This is a genomic window from Thalassobaculum sp. (genome assembly GCF_040219215.1).
Lineage (GTDB): Bacteria > Pseudomonadota > Alphaproteobacteria > Thalassobaculales > Thalassobaculaceae > Thalassobaculum_A.
The window spans coordinates 56,617-74,072 of the sequence record NZ_JAVJSX010000031.1 but is presented as its reverse complement, the minus strand read 5'-3'; the positions used below and the strand labels follow the sequence as shown (position 1 = coordinate 74,072).

The following is a 17,456-nucleotide window of genomic DNA, read 5'->3' as shown; positions in this document are numbered from 1 at the left end:
TCAGCGCCTCCTGGTGCCCGACAGAAACCGCGAGACGCCCGGCCGCCGGACGCCCTGCTGGAATGGCTTTCCCGGATCGTGGGGACTGCCGCCCGGCGTCGACGGCGAAGGAGGCGGGGTTTCATCAGCAGGCACCGCCGCCGCTGGAGCGGGCGAGCCAGGGGTTGTCGGCCGTGGGGGTATCGGCGCTGCGAATGCCGAGGGCCGCGCCGGCGTCGTGGAGGCCGGCGAGACCGTGGGTACCGGCGCCGGACGGACCGCACCGGACGGACCCGGCGTCGTCGCCGATGCTGAAACGACGGATGGCGTGGTCACCGGGCCTGAGGTCGAAGCGCTCTTCGGTACGGTCGAGACTGCGTGGCCGACACGGGCCGGATCGATCCGCATGTCCTCCCGCTGGGGCTCCGCAGCGACAACCGGTTCGCCCGAGGTTCCAGCCGGGATTCTTCCCTTGGACGTTGCACCCGCCAAGGGCTCGGTCGGAATTGCGCCGCGCCGGCGATCTCCGATGCGCGAGGCTTGGTCGGTAACCGTCTCCGGAATCACCGCGCGATCGCCCCCTCCGCCAATCAGGCTCGACGCCTTGGCCAGATCGGGACGGATGGCAATGCCGGCCTTCTGGGCGACAACCTGACAACACTCGATGAGGGCGGTGTTCTTCGCCACTCGACGATGGGCCTTCATGTCCCCATCGCGGTAGGCGTTCAGCAGTCGCAGGTCGATCGGATTCATTCCGACCACTTCGGCGACCTTGTCCATCTGGCACTCGATCGAGAAATCCACCCCGGTGATGCCGAAGCCTCGCATAGCGGTCGCCGGTGTCCGGTTCGTGTAGACGCAGTAAACGTTGGCAGCGACATTCGGGATCGAATAGGGCCCCGGAAGATGGCCGGTCCCCTTGATGATCGCGTAAGAGGACAGACGGGTGTAGGCGCCGGAGTCAAAGAACCCGGTGAACGAGCGGGCGACGATCCGGCCGTCCGACATCACCCCGTCCTTGATCCGCCATCGTTCGGCGCCTCGGGGGGCACCGACCTGCATCTCCTCTGCACGGTCCCACATGAACTTGACGGGACGTCCCGTGAGGATGGCTCCGAGGACCGCCATCGGCTCTACCAGGCTGTCAACCTTGCCGCCGAAACCACCGCCGACCGTACCGCCTACGAAGTGCAACCGTGACGACGGCATGTCGAGCAGCTTTGCCGTTGTCCCGAGTGAGAAGAACAATGCCTGGGTGGATGTATGGCAGACGATGCGATCATTGGTTTCGGGCGCAGCAATTGCACCGCAGGTTTCCATCGGCGCCTGCTCGATGGGCGACATCTGGTACTCGCCCTCGACGATGTGGTCGGCGTTCGCAAACGCCGTTTCCACATCTCCGAAGCGGAGCTTCTGGTGATCGTAGCGTTCGTGATAGTCGAAGGTGTTGTTGGGATACTCGTCGTTGACCACCGGCGCGTTGGGCTGCAGCGCTTCCTCGACGTCGAGGACATGGGGTAGTACCTCCCAATCGACCCGCACCGCCGACACTGCATCACGTGCGAGGCGTTCCGACGTCGCGATGATCGCCAGTACCGGTTCGCCCTTGTAGGCGACCTTCTTGGTTGCCAGCAGTTCCTCGTCGTCTCGACCGAAATTAATCAGCGAGAGCAAGGTGTTGAGGTTTCGCGGAATATCGGATGGCCGGACGATGCGAACAACGCCTTCCATCCGCTCCACCGCCGAAGTGTCTATCCTGCGGATCCGCGCGTGATGATGGGGCGAGCGCACACAGCGCATGTGCAACAGCCCGTCGAACAGATGGTCGTCATAGTACTTTGAGCTGCCGGTCACATGCCCGAGGATGTCCTGCCGGATCGTCGGCTTGCCGACCTCGTTCAGGTTGTCGTCGCGTTCGTTGGCGAACAGATCCTTGCGGAACTCGATCGAGGACATCAGGCGACCCTCCCTCTGAGTTCAGCAGCCGCAGACAGGATCGCGTCGACAATGGGCTCGTAGCCGGTACAGCGGCACAGGTTGCCCGAGATCGCCTCGATCACCTCGTCGCGCGAGGGATTTGGCACCCGGTCGAGCAGCGCCTTTGCCGACATCAGCATACCCGGCGTGCAGTAGCCGCACTGGGCGGCAAAACCGTCCATGAAGTGGCGCTGGAGTGGATGCAGTTGTGCGCCCTGTCTCAATCCACCGGTCGTTTCGATCCGCCGCCCGTCTATCGCCTCGGCCAGGACAAGGCACGACAGATGCGGCAGACCGTCGACGAGAACCGTGCACGCGCCGCATGTTCCCTGGCCGCAGCCGTATTTGGGCGACAGATCGCCAACACTGCGGCGAAGGACGTCCAGGAGGTTGGCGCCGCCGTCGACGAATACGCCAGTATCCGTCCCGTTCAGGACAAAGCGTACCGGTGTCTTGGTCATCGGGTGTCGTCCTCACCGAGTAGAACGCGCCGCAGGTGCACGGGCGCCACTTCGCGCCGATACCAGGCGGAAGCGAGGGAGTCGTCGGCCGGCGACAAGCCGTCGGTTGCGACCGCGAGCGCCGCCGCTATGCCGGATCGATCCCGAGTAGCGCCTTCCAAAGCACGTTCAGCCGCCTTGGCACGAAGCGGTGTCGGACCCATGGCGCCGTACGCGACCCGGGCGCCAGAGATCCGGCCACCCGAGCGTGGGGTCCAGACGGCTATCGACATCACCGACACTCCTTTGGGTTTCACTCGGCTGACCTTCAGGAACCGGAAATCATCTCCCATCGGCCGGACCACCGTGATCGACGTCGCCAGCCCACGGATTTGGTTTCGTGTGGCCAACAGCGCCTCGACCGGCTGCTCCGACCCATCGGTGAGACGGGCGATGCCATCCAGCGCCAGAAGCGCCGTTGCCAGGTCACCGTACGGATGCGGCGCGAAGAGATTGCCCCCGACGGTCGCCATGTTGCGAATGGCCGGCCCGCCAATCGCGCGGGCAACCGGCGCCAGGAACGCCGTGTCGGCCGCGCCGATGATATCGGCCATCGTGCATCCGGCGCCGATCCGTATCCGCGCGCCCTCGATCTGGATCGCACGCAGGTTGGGATCCCGGGTTCGAACTAGGTGATCGAAGTCCTGATCCGCATAGTTGACCGCCCGCATGACCAGCGTTCCGCCGCCGAGGTAGCGGGAGCGGCCGTGCAGCGCGCCGGCCGCCTGCTGAATCGTCTGGTAGGTCTCCACCGTCAGCACGTCACACCTCCAAGCCCATATGCGCCCGGATCGCTTCGAACCCTGCGCTGTAGATCTGTTCCCCGACCATCGCCCCAAGCTCCAACTCCTGCCCCGCTGGCGTGTCGAAGCGGCTCTCCCACTCCCAGAACGTGCGGTCACCGTCGGTCACTGGGGCCAGCCGGACATGCGCGACATAGTTGAATAACGGGATCGGCGTATCCAGCAGACAGTAACTGAAGGACTGCTCAAGGTCTGACAGCGTCAGCAGCCGCTCGCGGAGTTGCATTCCGTCCTGGAGCTTGAAGCGCCGCACACAACCGACCTCGTCGGCGCTGCGCGCGCGTTCGATCGCGCTTTCGAGCACTGCCGGGTGCCACCGGTCGTGCCCGTTGAAGTCGCGAAGCACCCCCCACACGGCATCCACCGGCGCGTTGAGAATGGTGCTGCGTTTGATCTGCGGCACAGTTCAGCCTCCAAAATGCCGCTTGAGGGCGTCGAACCCGCCCTGGAACACGTTCATCCCGATCCCCGCCACAAGGTCTGCCTCGTCGGCCGGATCGCAGGAAAACTCGGCGGACCATTCAACGAAGCAACGATCGCCCTCGGTTACCGGGGTCAGGCGCAAAGTCGCGATGTAGTCGGTAATCGGCATCGGGCTGTTGAGGATCGTGTAGGTGCAGAACATGTCGTAGTCGCTGAGCCCCAGAAGCTGCTCCCGGATGTTGTCGCCGTTCTGCAGGAAGAAGTTGCGGATACAACCGACCTTGTCCGACGGCAGCGCGTCCTCGATCCGGCTGTCGCGAATCCGCGGGTGCCACTTCGGCAACCCATTGAAGTCGCGCACCCGATCCCAAACCTTGGTCGCCGGGGCGCCAATGACTGACGAGACGTATACGCGGGCCATCTACTTGTTTCCCTCGGACTTCTCCGCACTCGCGCGTCCGCCGGACTTACCGCCACGCGGGCGCTTCTCGTCCCCGGCATTGAGGCGTTTCAACTCAGCGGCGGTCCGCGTCAGATCGGATGCTTCTCGAATCAATCCGCCCTGTCCGGCGATGTTGGCCCCGTCGATGCCAATATCCCGCAACAGGCTATCGATCATTGGTGCCTGAACCCGGTATCGGAGCGCCGAGTTGATGACCTCGTCGGTCGGGCTTGAGCCACCTCCGCCAAAGCCGCCGTCTTCTCCACCGGGCTGGCCGCCGTTTGCCCAGCCCATACCGGACGCGGCACTGCCTCCGAGTTGCATGATCTTGATCTCGTTGATCTTCTCAAGCGGTCGGACGGACGCCGACACAATGCCCTCGACGTGCTCCAGCATCTTCCGCTTGAAGAGCGACTGGCGCGCCCCGTCGGACAGGATGTTCTCCGCCTCGTTGATGAGTTTCTGAGCTTCGGCCTGGACCGCTGCGCGCACCCGTTCGGCTTCGGCGGCGATCCTCTTCTCCGATGCCGCCTTCTCGGCCAGAATGACGTCGATGGACTTGCGACGGGAGGCGACCTCCGTCTCGCGGGCAGTGGTGACCTTCTCGGCAGCCTCGGCAGCCCGGACCCGCGCAGCATCGGCCTCGGTTGCCGCTGCGCTCTCCGCCAGGGACTTCTTGTAGAGCTCGATGGCCTTGTCCATCTGAGCGGCCTCGACGACCTTCTCGCGCTCGATCTCAAGCTTGCGACGCCCGGTCTGGTGACCGATGCGGACCTCATCAAGGCCGGTCTCGGATGCAATCCGGGCCCGCTCCACCTCATCCTGACTTGAGATCTCCGCCTCGCGCAGTGCCTGCACCCGCAGGATCTCGAGCTGTTCCAAGGTCTTCTTGCGCATGAGCTTGCGGGCGTCGAGTTCCTGTTCGGCCAGGATTTTCTCGGCTTCGATCGTCTTCTCGCGTGCGACACGAGCCGCCTCGATGGCTTCATCCGCGGCGATCTGAGCCTCGTCGTTCGCCTTGTTGCGAGCGATTTCCAGGCCCCTGATCTCCCTGTCACGGGCAATCCGCTCACCCGCGGTTTCCGCTTCGGTTTCGATGCGCTGGTGTTCGACAGTCCGACGGGAGGCGATCTCCGCCGCCGCTACCGCCTCGTTCCGTGCAATCTCGGCCGCGCGAATGTCCGCGTCCTTGGCAATCTCGGCAGCGCGGGTCTTGGCCTCCTCGGAGATCCGGGCGGCACTGACGACTTCCTGTGCCTCGATGTTGGCGGTGTCGACCGATCGGTTGCGTGCGATCTCTCGTTCGCGCAGGTCCTGCTCATAGGCAATGCGCTCGGCGGCGACCTTCTTCTCCTTGGCTATGCGGGCCGCTTCGGTCGCTTCCGCCTTGGCAATCTCGGCTTCCTCGATTGTCCTCGCCTTCAGGACCTCGCGCGCCAGCGTTGTCTCCTGGGCCTCAATCCGCTCCAGTGAAAGTTGCCGGTCCTGCCCAATCCGGGCCTTCTCGATCACCTCGCGAGAGGCGATCTCGGCCTTGTCGATGGCCTGGTTGCGATCGATCTCCAGCGCGCGGATCCGTTCGCCCTGGGCGATCCGCTCCTTCGATGTCTCCTCGGCTGCGGCGATCTGGGTGTGGTCCAGCACCCGCTGGCGCTCGATTTCCAGGGTCCGTGTGTACTGTTCAGCGGCTATCCGGTCAGCCGACAACGCCTTCTCGCGCGCGATGCGGGCAGCCTCGGTCGCCTGATGGCTGGCAATCTCGGCCTCCTCAAGCACCCGTTGGCGGGCGATCTCCATCGCCCGAACTTCCTGCTCGGAACCGATCCGAGCGGCGCTGAGCGCCTTCTCCTGGAGAATGCGCAGTTTCTCCGCACCCTCGTGTGCCGCGATCTCGGCCTCTTGGATCGCCAGATTGCGGGCAATCTCACGTTCCCGGGTCAGCCGTTCGGAGGCAATCCTCGCCTCGGTCACCGTCTGCTCTTGGGCAATCCGTGCCCTGTCGATCTCCTCCTTCGCCGCAATGTCGGCCGCCTCGGTCTCGCGTCGGGACCGGATACGCTCTTCAGTGAGGCTCTTCTCCTGAACGATACGCGCCTTCTCGACGGACTCCCGCGTGGTGATCTCAGCCTCGTCGATCACGCGCTGATGCTCGATCTCAAACCGCCTGACATTGCGCTCGGACTCGATGCGTACCTCGGAAATCTGACGCTCGTTGTTGATCCGGGCGGTCTCGATCGCTTCGCGGCTCAACAGAGTCGCCTGCTCCGCCTCCCGCTCGGAACGTTCGCGGGCCAACTCGGCACGCTGCTGAGCACGACGGAACTCTATGTCACGTTGTTGATCGAGCCGCGCGTGCTCGCTCTCTTTCTCGATGGTCAGCGCCTGCTTTTCCGCCTCGAGGTTGCGGGCGCGGATCTTGATCATCGCGTCCTGCTCGATGTCGTTCCGAAGCTTGCGGCGGTTCTCGATCGCCTCAATCACGGTGGTGAGGCCTTCGGCATCGAAACGGTTCGACGGGTTGAAGTACTGGATGTCGGTCTGGTCGATGTCGGTGACCGCCAGTCCTTCCAGTTCCAGCCCATTCTTGTCGAGGCCGCTCTGGGCTGCTTCCAGGACCCGGGCAACGTAGGCGTTCCGGTTCTCGTGCAACTCCTCCATGGTCATCTCGGACGCAACGGTCCGCAGCGCAGAAACGAACTTGCCCGACAGCAACGTATGGATCCGCTCCGGCTCCAAGGTCCGGCGACCCAGCGTGGACGCCGCGAGGCTGACCGACTCCCGGCTCTGTTTGACCCGAACATAGAACTCGGCATCAACGTCGATCCGGAGCCGGTCCTTGGTGATCAACGCGTCGTCCTTCTCGCGGGTGACCGCGAGTTGGAGCGAGTTCATGTTCACCGGAGTGATGTCGTGGATGATCGGCCAGACGAAAGCGCCGCCATCGATCACCACTTTCTCGCCAAGAAAGCCGGTTCGCACGAACGCGATTTCCTTGGTCGAACGGCGATAGAGCCAGTGCATCACCCAGTAGGTGATAAAAATAACAATGACCGCCAGGATCAACCACAGGATCAATTGTCCGATCAGCTGCCCAGTCATGATGCCCTCCTCCGCCGCCGCTTCAGCCGCGACCAATCGCCTTGAATTTTCTGGTTTGCTCGGTAAGCGCCACTTCCACGGGAATGCGCTCCATCGAGGATGCCCCATAGAAGCCGTGACAGTTCCTGGTGTTCGCCAGCACGAAGGCGGCGTCCTCGGGCATCGCCACAGGACCACCGTGAACCAGTATGATCGCGTCTGGATTGACCGACAGGGCCGCGTCCGCCCATTCGTCGACCAGCGCCGGACACCTGTCCAACGTCAGGGCGGTCTCAGCGCCGATGCTGCCACCGGTCGTCAGGCCTAGATGGCAGACGATGATATCCGCACCCGCCTTGGCCATCGCCTTGGCGTCGTCGCTCGAGAAGACATACGGAGTGGTCAGCATATCCTTGTCGCGGGCCATCCGAACCAGATCGACTTCCAGGCTGTACGACATCCCGGTCTCCTCCAGGTTCGCCCGGAATGTCCCGTCGATGAGCCCGACAGTCGGAAAGTTCTGAATCCCGGAAAACCCCGCTGCCTTCACCTGATCGAGGAACTGGGGCATCAGCCGGAACGGATCCGAGGCGCAGACACCGGCCAGAACCGGGGTTTTCTTGATGACCGGCAGAACTTCGCCAGCCATCTCCATCACGACGGCGTTCGCATCGCCATAGGGCATCAACCCCGCGAGCGAACCGCGGCCGGCCATCCGGTAGCGGCCGGAATTGTAGATGACGATAAGGTCAATCCCGCCGGCCTCCTCGCACTTGGCACTGAGGCCGGTACCGGCACCGCCACCGATGATCGGCTCCCGGCGCGCGATCATCGCGCGGTACTTCGTCAGGAGCTCACTGCGCTCGAACATGCATCATCCTCCGGCGGCCCGGCGTGGCCGAATGTCGTGAAGCGAATGGAATGTCTTGACCACCAGATCCGCGAACGCGGGGTCGTTGATGTTGTGCGGCGAACGGATCAACTGCCGCGTTCCGGTCTGACGCACGGTTGCCGTCAGCGCGTCGAACAGCGCGCGATCGGCCGCGGGATCCCAGAACGCCCCGCCCGGCGCGTCGAGCAGCGACACCCCACCCTCTGGCAGGAAGAACCGGACCGGTCCGGTCATCTGGTTCAAACGCTCGCCGATCCAGCGCCCCATCCGGTCGTTCTCCTCCGGTGTGGTTCGCATCAGGGTGATCTGCGGATTGTGCTCGTACAGAGTGCGCGACCGGTACCGTTCCGGTACCGTTTCGGGTGCGTTGAAGTTGACCATGTCGAGCGCGCCGCAAGCGCCGATGTACGGCAACCCCGCCCGGATCGACGCGCCGAACCGGTCGTCGTCCGCGGGAAACACGCCACCAGCGATCATGTCGCATATTTCAGTCGTGGTGAGGTCGACGATCGCGGCCAACATGCCGCTGTCCATCAGCTTCTCCATCGCGCGGCCACCAGTGCCAGTCGCGTGGAAAACCAGGCAGTCGAAGTCGCGTTCGAGTTGGCCGGCCACGTTCTGGACGCACGGCGTGGTCACCCCGAACATGGTCAGCCCGACAGCCGGCTTGTCCGACGGACCGGCCGGCCGGGCGGCCCGTCGTCCTTCGACCATACCGGCCAGCGCGTTGGCGCCGTTCGTCAGCACCTGACGGGTAATCGAGTTGATCCCCTGGACGTCGGCGACCGAATGCAGCATCAGCATGTCCGACGGTCCGACGTACTGACCGACATTGCCGCTGGCGACCGTTGAAATCATGATCTTGGGTACCCCGATCGGCAGCGTCCGCATCGCCGGACTAGCCAGTGCGGTAGCTCCGGTACCTCCGGCGGAAATGATGCCGGCCACGCCTTCCTGCGCTCGCATCCAGCGCTCGAACGCGACGGTCATGCCGGCCACAGCGGTTCCGCGGTCCCCGGTCATCACGCTGGCGCTTCCACGCGGGTGAAACGCCGCCACCACGTGCGGCGGGACGTCGGCACCGGACAGCTTCCCGCTGGTCGACAGATCGACAAGGATCACGGGCAGGTCATGCGCCCGCAGGACGTCGCGCAACAGGCGAAGTTCGGGTCCCTTGGTATCGAGGGTGCCGGCGACCAGTACGGTGCCGCTTCTCCCGCTCGACCTTACGCGGCTCACCACCGTCTCTGTCGAGCGGTCAAAGACAGCCGGCGTCGTAACCGTGCGTGCAGCCTCTTCGATCATCCGCACCGGAACCGGCTGCGACCAGCGGGTCGGGGTCCCCGGGTTGGACATGTAGATCCGGTTCGGCCCAGCTGGCCTGACCTTATGCATCGCCACTGGTGTTGCCGGGCTGGTCGCCGGCGTCTCGTCGTGAGCGTGTCGGCCAACCCCGAGCAGTGCCTGCTGAAGATCCCGATCGGCGGCAAGGACGCCGGCGTCCATCACCCGCTCGATCCGGCCATTCACCATGATCGCGACACGCTCGGAGACGGTGCAGGCGACACCAATATTCTGCTCGATCACGAGCACGTTGATGTCGCCCTCCTGGCCAAGCCGGACCAGCATCTCCTCGACCTGTTGAACGATCACCGGGGCCAGGCCTTCGGTGGGTTCGTCCATCACCAGAAGCCGAGGGTTCAACAGCAGGGCCCGTCCGATCGCCAGCATCTGCTGCTCGCCGCCCGAGAGTTGGCCTCCACCGTTGGTCTTGCGTTCCGCCAGCCTGGGAAACGTTGCGTAGATCCGCTCGGGGGTCCACGCGCCGCCCCGCCGCGCGACCAGCTTCAGATGCTCGTCGACGGTCAGCGATCGCCAGAGCCTGCGCCCCTGGGGCACGTAGCCAACCCCAAGGTTGGCTACGTCGGCCGGCGCCGCCCCGACAACCGACTGTCCGAACACGGCGATGGTGCCGGACGCGACGGGGACCATCCCCATGATCGCATTGCAGAGCGTTGTCTTGCCCATGCCGTTCCGGCCGACGACCGACAGCACACCACTTCCCAATTCCAGGTCGACACCCTGCAATGCATGGCTCTGACCATACAGGACGTTCAGATCGCGGATCGCGAGGACCGGGGCGGATCGACTAGTCAGGACCGCCTCCCAGATAAAGGGCCTGAACTTCCGGGTCGTCCTCGATCTCGCTTGGTTTGCCTTCTTTGAAGATGCGACCGTTGTGCATCATCGTCACGCTTTCCGCGACGCGAAGCGCCACGTCCATGTCGTGTTCGATGATGATGAACCCCATGTGGCTGGGCAGCCCGGTCAGGATCTGAATCAGGTCACGCCGCTCGGTCGGACTCAACCCGGCTGCCGGTTCGTCGAACAGGATGAACCTGGGGGCGCCGGCCAGCGCCATGGCGATCTCGAGTTGGCGCTGCTGGCCATGGGACAGTGTCGAAACCAACGCGTCCTGCACGCTGTCCAGGGACACCACCCGCACCAGGGTCTCCGCACTCGCCATCAGCGCATCGTCGCGACGCGGCCGAAGGAAGGAGAACCGGCCCCGCGAGACGCCTCGACACGCCAAGTAGACATTGTCGATCACGCTTAACCCGTTCAGCAGCAGCGATATCTGGTAGGTCCGCCGAAGCCCGCGCCGAATACGCTCGTGCGCAGGGAACGCCGAAATGTCCTCACCGAAGAATCGGATCGCTCCCGTCGTCAGGGGAAAGTCGCCGGTCACGCAATTGAACAGCGTGGTCTTGCCAGCCCCGTTCGAGCCCAGTACCGCCCGGCGTTCCCCAGGCCGCACGGTGATGTTGATGTCCGACAATGCAGCCAGTGCCCCGAACAGCTTGGAAACGCCCCTGAGCTCGAGCGCATTGGCGGTACCGGTTGCGGACAGCCGTTGAGTGACGCTGGACTGGGCGATCATCGGGCCTCTCCGGACGGGTCCCGAACCAGATCGCGGCCGCGGTTCTGTCGAACTTTCTCCCACAATCCCAGAACCCCATCGGGCGAGAAGAACACGATGAGCACGAAACCGACGCCGATCAGGAGTTGAAACCTCTCCCCGCCAAGGCCGACGGCAACCAGCGCGTCCAATGCGAAGGTCTTGAGCAGGACGTAGATGAACGCACCGATGAACGGGCCGATCGGATGGCGCAGCCCGCCGATCACAGCGATGACGAGTATGTCGATAACAGGCCCGATACCCGCGGTACCTGGAGAAATCTGGGCCGATTGCCACGTGAGAAGAATGCCGCCGATCCCGGCCAGCAAAGCCGCGAAAGAGTAAGCCGCAACCCGGTGCGCCGTAACGTTGAAGCCCAGGGCCGCCATCCGGCGCGGGTTATCTCGAACGCCCTGAAGCGCCAGACCGAACGGCGCGCGCGACAGGTAGAGAACCGCCAGATAGCCAGCCGTCGCCCAGAACAGGGTCAGGTAGTAGAAGGCGCCCGGAGCCCGCCAATCCACGCCGAAAAGTTCGGGAGGAAGCACTCCGTTGAAGCCAGAAAACCCGTTGAAGATGACGTAGTTCTGGCGAGCGAAGTAGAAGAACGCCGACGCAATGGCCAACGTGATCATGATCGTGTAGATGCCTTCGGTACGGACCGCCAGCCAGCCGACCGCCGTGCCAGCGGCCACCGCGATAATCAAAGCCAATGGGATCGCGATGTACCAGGGCCAGCCCTGGCTGATCGTCTCGATCGCGCTGTCGCCGCAGATCGCAATCATGTAGCCGGCCACTCCGGCGACCGACATCTGCACCAGGCTGACCATCCCGCCGTAACCAGCAAGGAACATCAGGCTGAGCGCGATGATGCCCAGGATGAAAGTCCAGCCCATGATCTGAAAAATAACGAAATCGCTTGCGAAAGCCGGCATCAGCAGCAGCACGGCACCCAACGCCCAGTACGAGGCGGGGAGCCGCTCGAGCCAGCCGATCCGGCGCGTTTCACGAGGGCGGCTTTCAACCAACGCCATCACGCCCTACCCATCAAGCCTTGAGGGCGGAAGGCGAGCACCAGCACCATGATCAGGAACGTCAGCACCACGGCATAGGTGGGGAAGTAGACCGAGCCAAACTGTTCTGCCAGGCCGATCAGAAGAGCGCCGATCGCGGCTCCGGGGATCGAGCCCATCCCACCAACGATCACAACCACCAGCGACGCGAGCAGAAACCGGATGTCCTCGCCCGGCGCCACCGACTGGAATGTACCTCCGACGACGCCGGCCATCCCGGCCAATCCCGCGCCGAACGCAAACACGCCCAAGAATGCCAGTTGGATCCTCGCTCCGGTTGCCGCCAGCATCTGGCTGTCATCCACACCGGCCCGGATCATCATGCCGACCCGCGTCCGGCTGAGAAGCAGCCACATCCCAATGCCGACAACCACCGATGCGGCGAATATGACGACGCGGACCATCGGGTACTTGAGAAAGATCAGATCGCCCGTGGATGTTCGCACGTCGGTGACGAAGAAGGTCTCCATCGGCCCGCTGAGCCAACTTGGGGCGCGAATGTTGTAGAAATCTCCTCCCCATATCCACAGCATGAGATCGGCCATGACGATCGACACGCCAATCGTCACCAGCGTCTGACGTAGATCCTGTCCCTCCATGCGCCTGAAGACGACGAGTTGAAGCAGGATTCCGAAGGCCCCGGCGACGATGAACGCCGCAGGGAAAGCCAGGAGCCAGTACCCTGTCCACTCCGCGACTCCATACCCGATGTATCCGCCCAAAAGGTACAACGACCCATGAGCAAGATTCACATTGCGCATCAACCCGAATATCAGCGTAAATCCACTGGCAACTAAAAAATAAAGCCCGCCTAAAGTGATTCCATTGAATAATGCGTTGAGGAATATTTTCTTTCGTCCAACAGCATCAACCAACCACTCCGGCCACACAGCAAAAATCAGCCACAAAGCTATTGCAGCCAATATGATTATAAAACCGGCCCAGACTGGATGTTTATTAACAAACCATCGCATTGCGTAGCCTTATCGGCAATCGATACATCGATCGACAAGTACCGATCGGACGGCCATTGGGATGCCAAACAATTGCAAGGCGGATTCTAATACTTCCTTGCACAACTTTGATTTGATCATGTCGACCGCGTCCTTCATCCGCCGGAACATGGCAACCCGTTCGGTAAACGAGGCTACGTATCATTGGCGGAAAACGCGTACCTCTCAGTCTCTTCGGTTGGCTCCGGATCGCCAAAACGCCGCATCAGGTGAAGTGGGCCACCCGCCGGTACTCAGATGGCGGAATTCCCACGTTTGACGCGAAGAATCGTGTGAAGCTGGCCTGAGATGAGAATCCAAGATCAAAGCCGATATCCGTCACGGATTTGTTGGTCCCCATGAGATCTTCGATGGCTTGCTCGGCGCGCAGAGTGTTCAGAAAGATGTTTGGAGTGATCCCCATCTGCATCTTGAAGAGTTTGTAGAAATGTGGCCGCGAGAGCCCAACGTCCCGCGCCAGATTGTCGATCTCGACATCCTCCGTGAAGCTCTCCTGCATCAGCCGTAGTGACCGGCGCACCCGGTAATCGTTGAACCGGAAATGCCGGTTTCGCAGCCTCGACCTTGCTTCCACACCACGCCAGCACTCGTCAAAACACAGCCGAGTGGTCTCGAACAGAAATCCGTCGAACCGGGTCGAAGCCTGTTTGTCCAGTAACAGGGAGGTCAACCGCGTCACCCATTGGGCGACATCCGGTGTCATCGGGACTTTCGGGTTCCCGAAACCCAGCACGAATTCGCCTGACTGGCTCGCTTCGAGGAACCACATCGGCTTGATGTACAGCACCAGGCACAAGCAAGGGACAAGTTGCTCGCTCGGAGCAAAGCTGTGCGGCTCCCAGGGACTGATGGCCACCCCTGACATTTCATCGGCCGACAAGACCTGGTCTCCGACCGTCACTTTGCCATGACCGCCGTCAACATAGAAAATCAGGTGCCCTTCGCGATGGGCGTGCGTGACGATTGGCCGGTCGAGTTCGTACAGCGCAGCCCTGCCAAAATCGCCATGATGAACGGAAATAGCGCCACTCATACGCCTTCCCTCCCCTGTTTGAGGCATTGCTCTTGGCGGCATATGCGCTCAACGCGACAGTATCCGTGAGACGGTCCGCCGCAGGCAAGATGACCGGACCAAGAATGAGACGGAAAGTTACGTTGCTCGATCCATGCACGGGGTTGGCACGGGGTTGCCGGATCGATCGGTGGTCTCGACCCCAGAGGGTCAGCCAGACATCGCATAGGGCCCGAGATGACAGCACGGACTGCCGCCGATCAGTGCGCCGCCTCGATGATCGAACGTATGTCGGCCATTCCGATTGCTCTCGGGCTTCTGCCAATCGCCCGATCCCGAGCGGCAATCGAAGCCGCAGCATCGATGTCCTCACCGTCCAGCCCCATATCGGCCAGCCGATTTGGAAGCGGCAGGTCGGCCAGAAATCCCGCGATCCCGTCCGCGAGATCGACATCATCTCGAAGATTGAAAACGTTCCGTAGTGCTTCGGACTTTTGATCAATCCGATCGCCATAGAACCGAAGAAGTCCCGGCATCAGAAGCCTACCGGCGGCGCTTGGATCGATCTGGACGCGCGAAACCGATGCCAACGCGTTGGTGATCGCGTGGACGACGCACACGCCCTTCTGAAGCGATAAGGCGCTGTTCAAGCTGCCCGCCATCATCTCGCGCCGAGCCTCGAGTTCGTCATCCTCCATCGCTCGGCGGAGAAACCGGACAGTTCGCGAAAGACCGTCAAGCGCCAGTCCGTCAGCCGGCGGGTTGTAGCCACGGGACAGGAACGAGTCGATCCCGCGGGAGACGGCTCCCGACGCAGCGCTGGCACTGGCGGCGACCGTGCTGCTCAAGGTCAACGTCGGGTCGCATATCGTAACCGTCGGTATCAAGTGACGTGATGACATCAGAACTTGGTGCGCGCCGCTGACCTTCACCCTCGCATAATCGCTGACCGACGAAGCGAAGCCGGAAATGCCGGGCACAGCGAACAGATCGGGCAAGCCGTTGCCGATCCGTTGGGTACCGCCCTCCGCGCTCGAGAGCGCCGCTAGAGGCTCGTCGTAGGCAATGGCAATGCGCGCCACCTTGGCCAGGTCGATCGCACGATTGCTCCCGAAAGCCACCAGATGATCGCGCCCGGTTTCCCGATACGTGCGGGCAATCTGCAGCGCCGCCGCCTCGGTTGGTAATGATGGGACGTCGGCGAACGTTTCTGTGGATGTTCGTATCGGGAAGCTGGCGAACAGGCGGTCAGCCAGATTGCCCGAAAGATCGCCGCACTCCGCGATGATGAGCGGGCGATGATGCCGGTTCCGCTCTATTTCCGACCGCAGCGCTTCTTCAAGGACGCCGTCGGCGAAATGCACGCGGTTCAGATAGGTGATCAGAGTCATCGGATCTCCGCCGCCGACGGCGCGAGCCGCTGTCTGCTCAAAGGGTGGGATGTAGTGGACCCGGACGACGAATGTCGTCCGGGTCCACCGGAGTACCGCAAGTCTTCAGTAGGACTTCTTGCAGGCCGGGGTCTCCCGGCTCGGCAGGCCGATCTTCGCGAAAGCCGCCTCGTCAATTCCGAGGGTCTGGTTCACACCCTGCTTGATCGACACAAGCTTGGTCGCGAGGGTGCCATCGGCGAGTTCCACGACTTCCGAGACGAAGTTCGCACCGACTGCCTGGCGATTCTTGTCGAGCACGATCGTGCCATTCGGCGCATCGAGCTTCAGGTTCGTCAGGCACTTGCGGAACTTGGCCTGACCGTCGGACAGATCGCCGCCAATCTCGTTCATGCAGGTCAGCGCCGCGGTTGTGGCGTTATAGTAGCCGGTCGCCAGCAATGACGGGCTCGGGAAGCGCTGATCCGCCGGGAAGCTGTCCTGGTAAGCCTTCACGTAAGCCTGCCACTTCGGGTCGTCCCAGGTATCGGCCTGCGGGCCCGACGACGGCGTGCCGATCAGCGCCTTCTTCGCGTTGCCCTTGGAATTCAAAACGGTGCCGTCGACCATGATCGAGCCGCCGATCAAGTTCGCGCTTCCACCGGCCTGCTGGTACTGATTGAGGAAGTTGACCGCGTCGCCACCGCCGAGGCCGAGGTAGATCGCGTCGACATTGTCCGGCAATGACGCGATGATTGAACCGAAATCCTTGGTCCCCAGAGGCACCCAGAGGCGTTCCGTTACGGTGCCGCCGGCCGCGCAGAACTCGGTCACGAACCCGAACACCTGCGTATAGATGAAGGAGTAGTCCTCTCCGACCGTCGCAACCGTTTTGTATCCCTTCTTGTTGTAGACGTAGTCTCCGAGACCGGCGGACCACTGTGCGCCGTCGGTGTTGAAGCGGAAGAAGTTCTCGGACGGAGTGACATAGGTCGTTTCCTGCGCGCCTGAGATGCCGTTCAGGAATGTGACCTGTGGCTGGGTCTTCGAGTAGTCGCGTATCGCGATACCCTCCGACCCGGACAACGGTCCGATGATGATATCCACCTTGTCCTGTTCCACCAGCTTGCGCGCGGCCCGGACCGCGCTGTCAGGGCTGGCATCTGTGGAACCGATGGTGAGCTGAACCTCGCGGCCGCCACCCTTGTTGCCCATCACCCGAAGTGCGGTCTTAAGCCCGCGAACTCCGTCTTCACCCAGTACGGTGTACGTGCCTTCCAGCGTCGCGAGAACGCCCACTTTCAATGGTTCGGCAGCCAAGGCGCATGTGCCTGCGGCCAACAGCACCGCGACCGAGGCCGAGACCGTCTTCAAGTAGTTCAAAGCCATGAAACCCTCCCACGGGATCGTTTTTGGTCTTGGCCGACGCCGCCCAAGCCGCGACATCGAACCCGCCAATCCTGCGCTCAATCACAGAGATGCCGATCCCACGGCGTTCGCTTCGCATAACGTCCAGTCTGATTTTCGTACCGGCCCGATGGACGATGTGGTGTCTGGTCTGCTCCTGACCTGAGCCTGGGTTTCCTCCGGGTATTGGCAGAGTCCGGGATCGATTGCAGTGCTCCCGAACGTGCAGACGGCTGGGGCTAGAGGTTCCGGGTCTTGGTCAGCATCGCGGGCTGTCTGCGTGTGCTGATCTCATGAGCGCCGCCGACGACAACACCATCAACGTCTGATCTCGCGCCGAAACCTTCCAACCTTGCGCAGCGAAGCATTTGCTCAATAGCCGTCCGCGGCCGAGACAACGTGACTGTCAGGGGATTCGTTTGACTCGTTCGTACCGGCTCCGAGTTCGTGACAGCGTCGATCAGGTTCATGACGCGACGTCATCAGCCGTACCGGGCCTCAGCCATGGGTTCCAGTGACAGCACCGCT

General features: G+C 62.7%; 14 protein-coding genes. All 14 read right to left on the bottom strand.

What is annotated here, in order from left to right; genetic code table 11:
• The 14 genes from RIC54_RS20160 to RIC54_RS20095 all read right to left on the bottom strand — a co-directional run bounded on the left by RIC54_RS20160 (position 1) and on the right by RIC54_RS20095 (position 16,910).
• Positions 1 to 1,935: a xanthine dehydrogenase family protein molybdopterin-binding subunit gene (locus RIC54_RS20160; RefSeq protein ID WP_350091408.1), complete on the bottom strand. Its 1,935-nt coding sequence runs from the start codon at positions 1,933 to 1,935 to the stop codon at positions 1 to 3.
• Positions 1,935 to 2,417, bottom strand: coding sequence for a (2Fe-2S)-binding protein (locus tag RIC54_RS20155; protein WP_350091411.1), 483 nt, complete (start codon positions 2,415 to 2,417; stop codon positions 1,935 to 1,937). Before RIC54_RS20155 ends, RIC54_RS20160 begins: the two co-directional genes overlap by 1 nt.
• The gene (locus RIC54_RS20150) at positions 2,414 to 3,217 is read right to left on the bottom strand and encodes an FAD binding domain-containing protein (RefSeq protein ID WP_350091414.1); all 804 of its coding nucleotides are present in this window, start codon (positions 3,215 to 3,217) and stop codon (positions 2,414 to 2,416) included. The genes RIC54_RS20155 and RIC54_RS20150 overlap by 4 nt, the downstream gene beginning before the upstream one ends.
• A 1-nt stretch (position 3,218) precedes the next feature.
• Positions 3,219 to 3,662, bottom strand: coding sequence for an SRPBCC family protein (locus RIC54_RS20145; protein ID WP_350091417.1), 444 nt, complete (start codon positions 3,660 to 3,662; stop codon positions 3,219 to 3,221).
• 3 nt (positions 3,663 to 3,665) lie between these two features.
• Entirely contained in the window at positions 3,666 to 4,103 is a 438-nt protein-coding gene (locus RIC54_RS20140; RefSeq protein ID WP_350091420.1) for an SRPBCC family protein, read from the bottom strand.
• The gene (locus RIC54_RS20135) at positions 4,104 to 7,223 is read right to left on the bottom strand and encodes a flotillin domain-containing protein (RefSeq protein WP_350151366.1); all 3,120 of its coding nucleotides are present in this window, start codon (positions 7,221 to 7,223) and stop codon (positions 4,104 to 4,106) included.
• A gap of 22 nt (positions 7,224 to 7,245) precedes the next feature.
• Positions 7,246 to 8,073, bottom strand: a complete 828-nt coding sequence (locus RIC54_RS20130; protein ID WP_350091426.1) for a phosphoenolpyruvate hydrolase family protein — start codon at positions 8,071 to 8,073, stop codon at positions 7,246 to 7,248.
• Between the two features lie 3 nt (positions 8,074 to 8,076).
• Complete coding sequence (locus RIC54_RS20125) at positions 8,077 to 10,182, bottom strand: ABC transporter permease (protein WP_350091429.1); 2,106 nt, start codon at positions 10,180 to 10,182, stop codon at positions 8,077 to 8,079.
• 61 nt (positions 10,183 to 10,243) lie between these two features.
• The gene (locus RIC54_RS20120; RefSeq protein ID WP_350091432.1) at positions 10,244 to 11,035 is read right to left on the bottom strand and encodes an ABC transporter ATP-binding protein; all 792 of its coding nucleotides are present in this window, start codon (positions 11,033 to 11,035) and stop codon (positions 10,244 to 10,246) included.
• Positions 11,032 to 12,000, bottom strand: a complete 969-nt coding sequence (locus tag RIC54_RS20115) for a branched-chain amino acid ABC transporter permease (RefSeq protein WP_350091435.1) — start codon at positions 11,998 to 12,000, stop codon at positions 11,032 to 11,034. Before RIC54_RS20115 ends, RIC54_RS20120 begins: the two co-directional genes overlap by 4 nt.
• Before the next feature lie 86 nt (positions 12,001 to 12,086).
• Complete coding sequence (locus RIC54_RS20110) at positions 12,087 to 13,100, bottom strand: branched-chain amino acid ABC transporter permease (protein WP_350091438.1); 1,014 nt, start codon at positions 13,098 to 13,100, stop codon at positions 12,087 to 12,089.
• Positions 13,101 to 13,344: 244 nt separating this feature from the next.
• Complete coding sequence (locus RIC54_RS20105) at positions 13,345 to 14,172, bottom strand: helix-turn-helix domain-containing protein (protein ID WP_350091442.1); 828 nt, start codon at positions 14,170 to 14,172, stop codon at positions 13,345 to 13,347.
• Between the two features lie 239 nt (positions 14,173 to 14,411).
• On the bottom strand, positions 14,412 to 15,542 hold the full coding sequence (locus tag RIC54_RS20100; protein ID WP_350091445.1) for an iron-containing alcohol dehydrogenase: 1,131 nt from the start codon (positions 15,540 to 15,542) through the stop codon (positions 14,412 to 14,414).
• Between the two features lie 105 nt (positions 15,543 to 15,647).
• Positions 15,648 to 16,910, bottom strand: coding sequence for an ABC transporter substrate-binding protein (locus RIC54_RS20095; protein WP_350091448.1), 1,263 nt, complete (start codon positions 16,908 to 16,910; stop codon positions 15,648 to 15,650).
• Positions 16,911 to 17,456 lie beyond the last annotated feature (546 nt).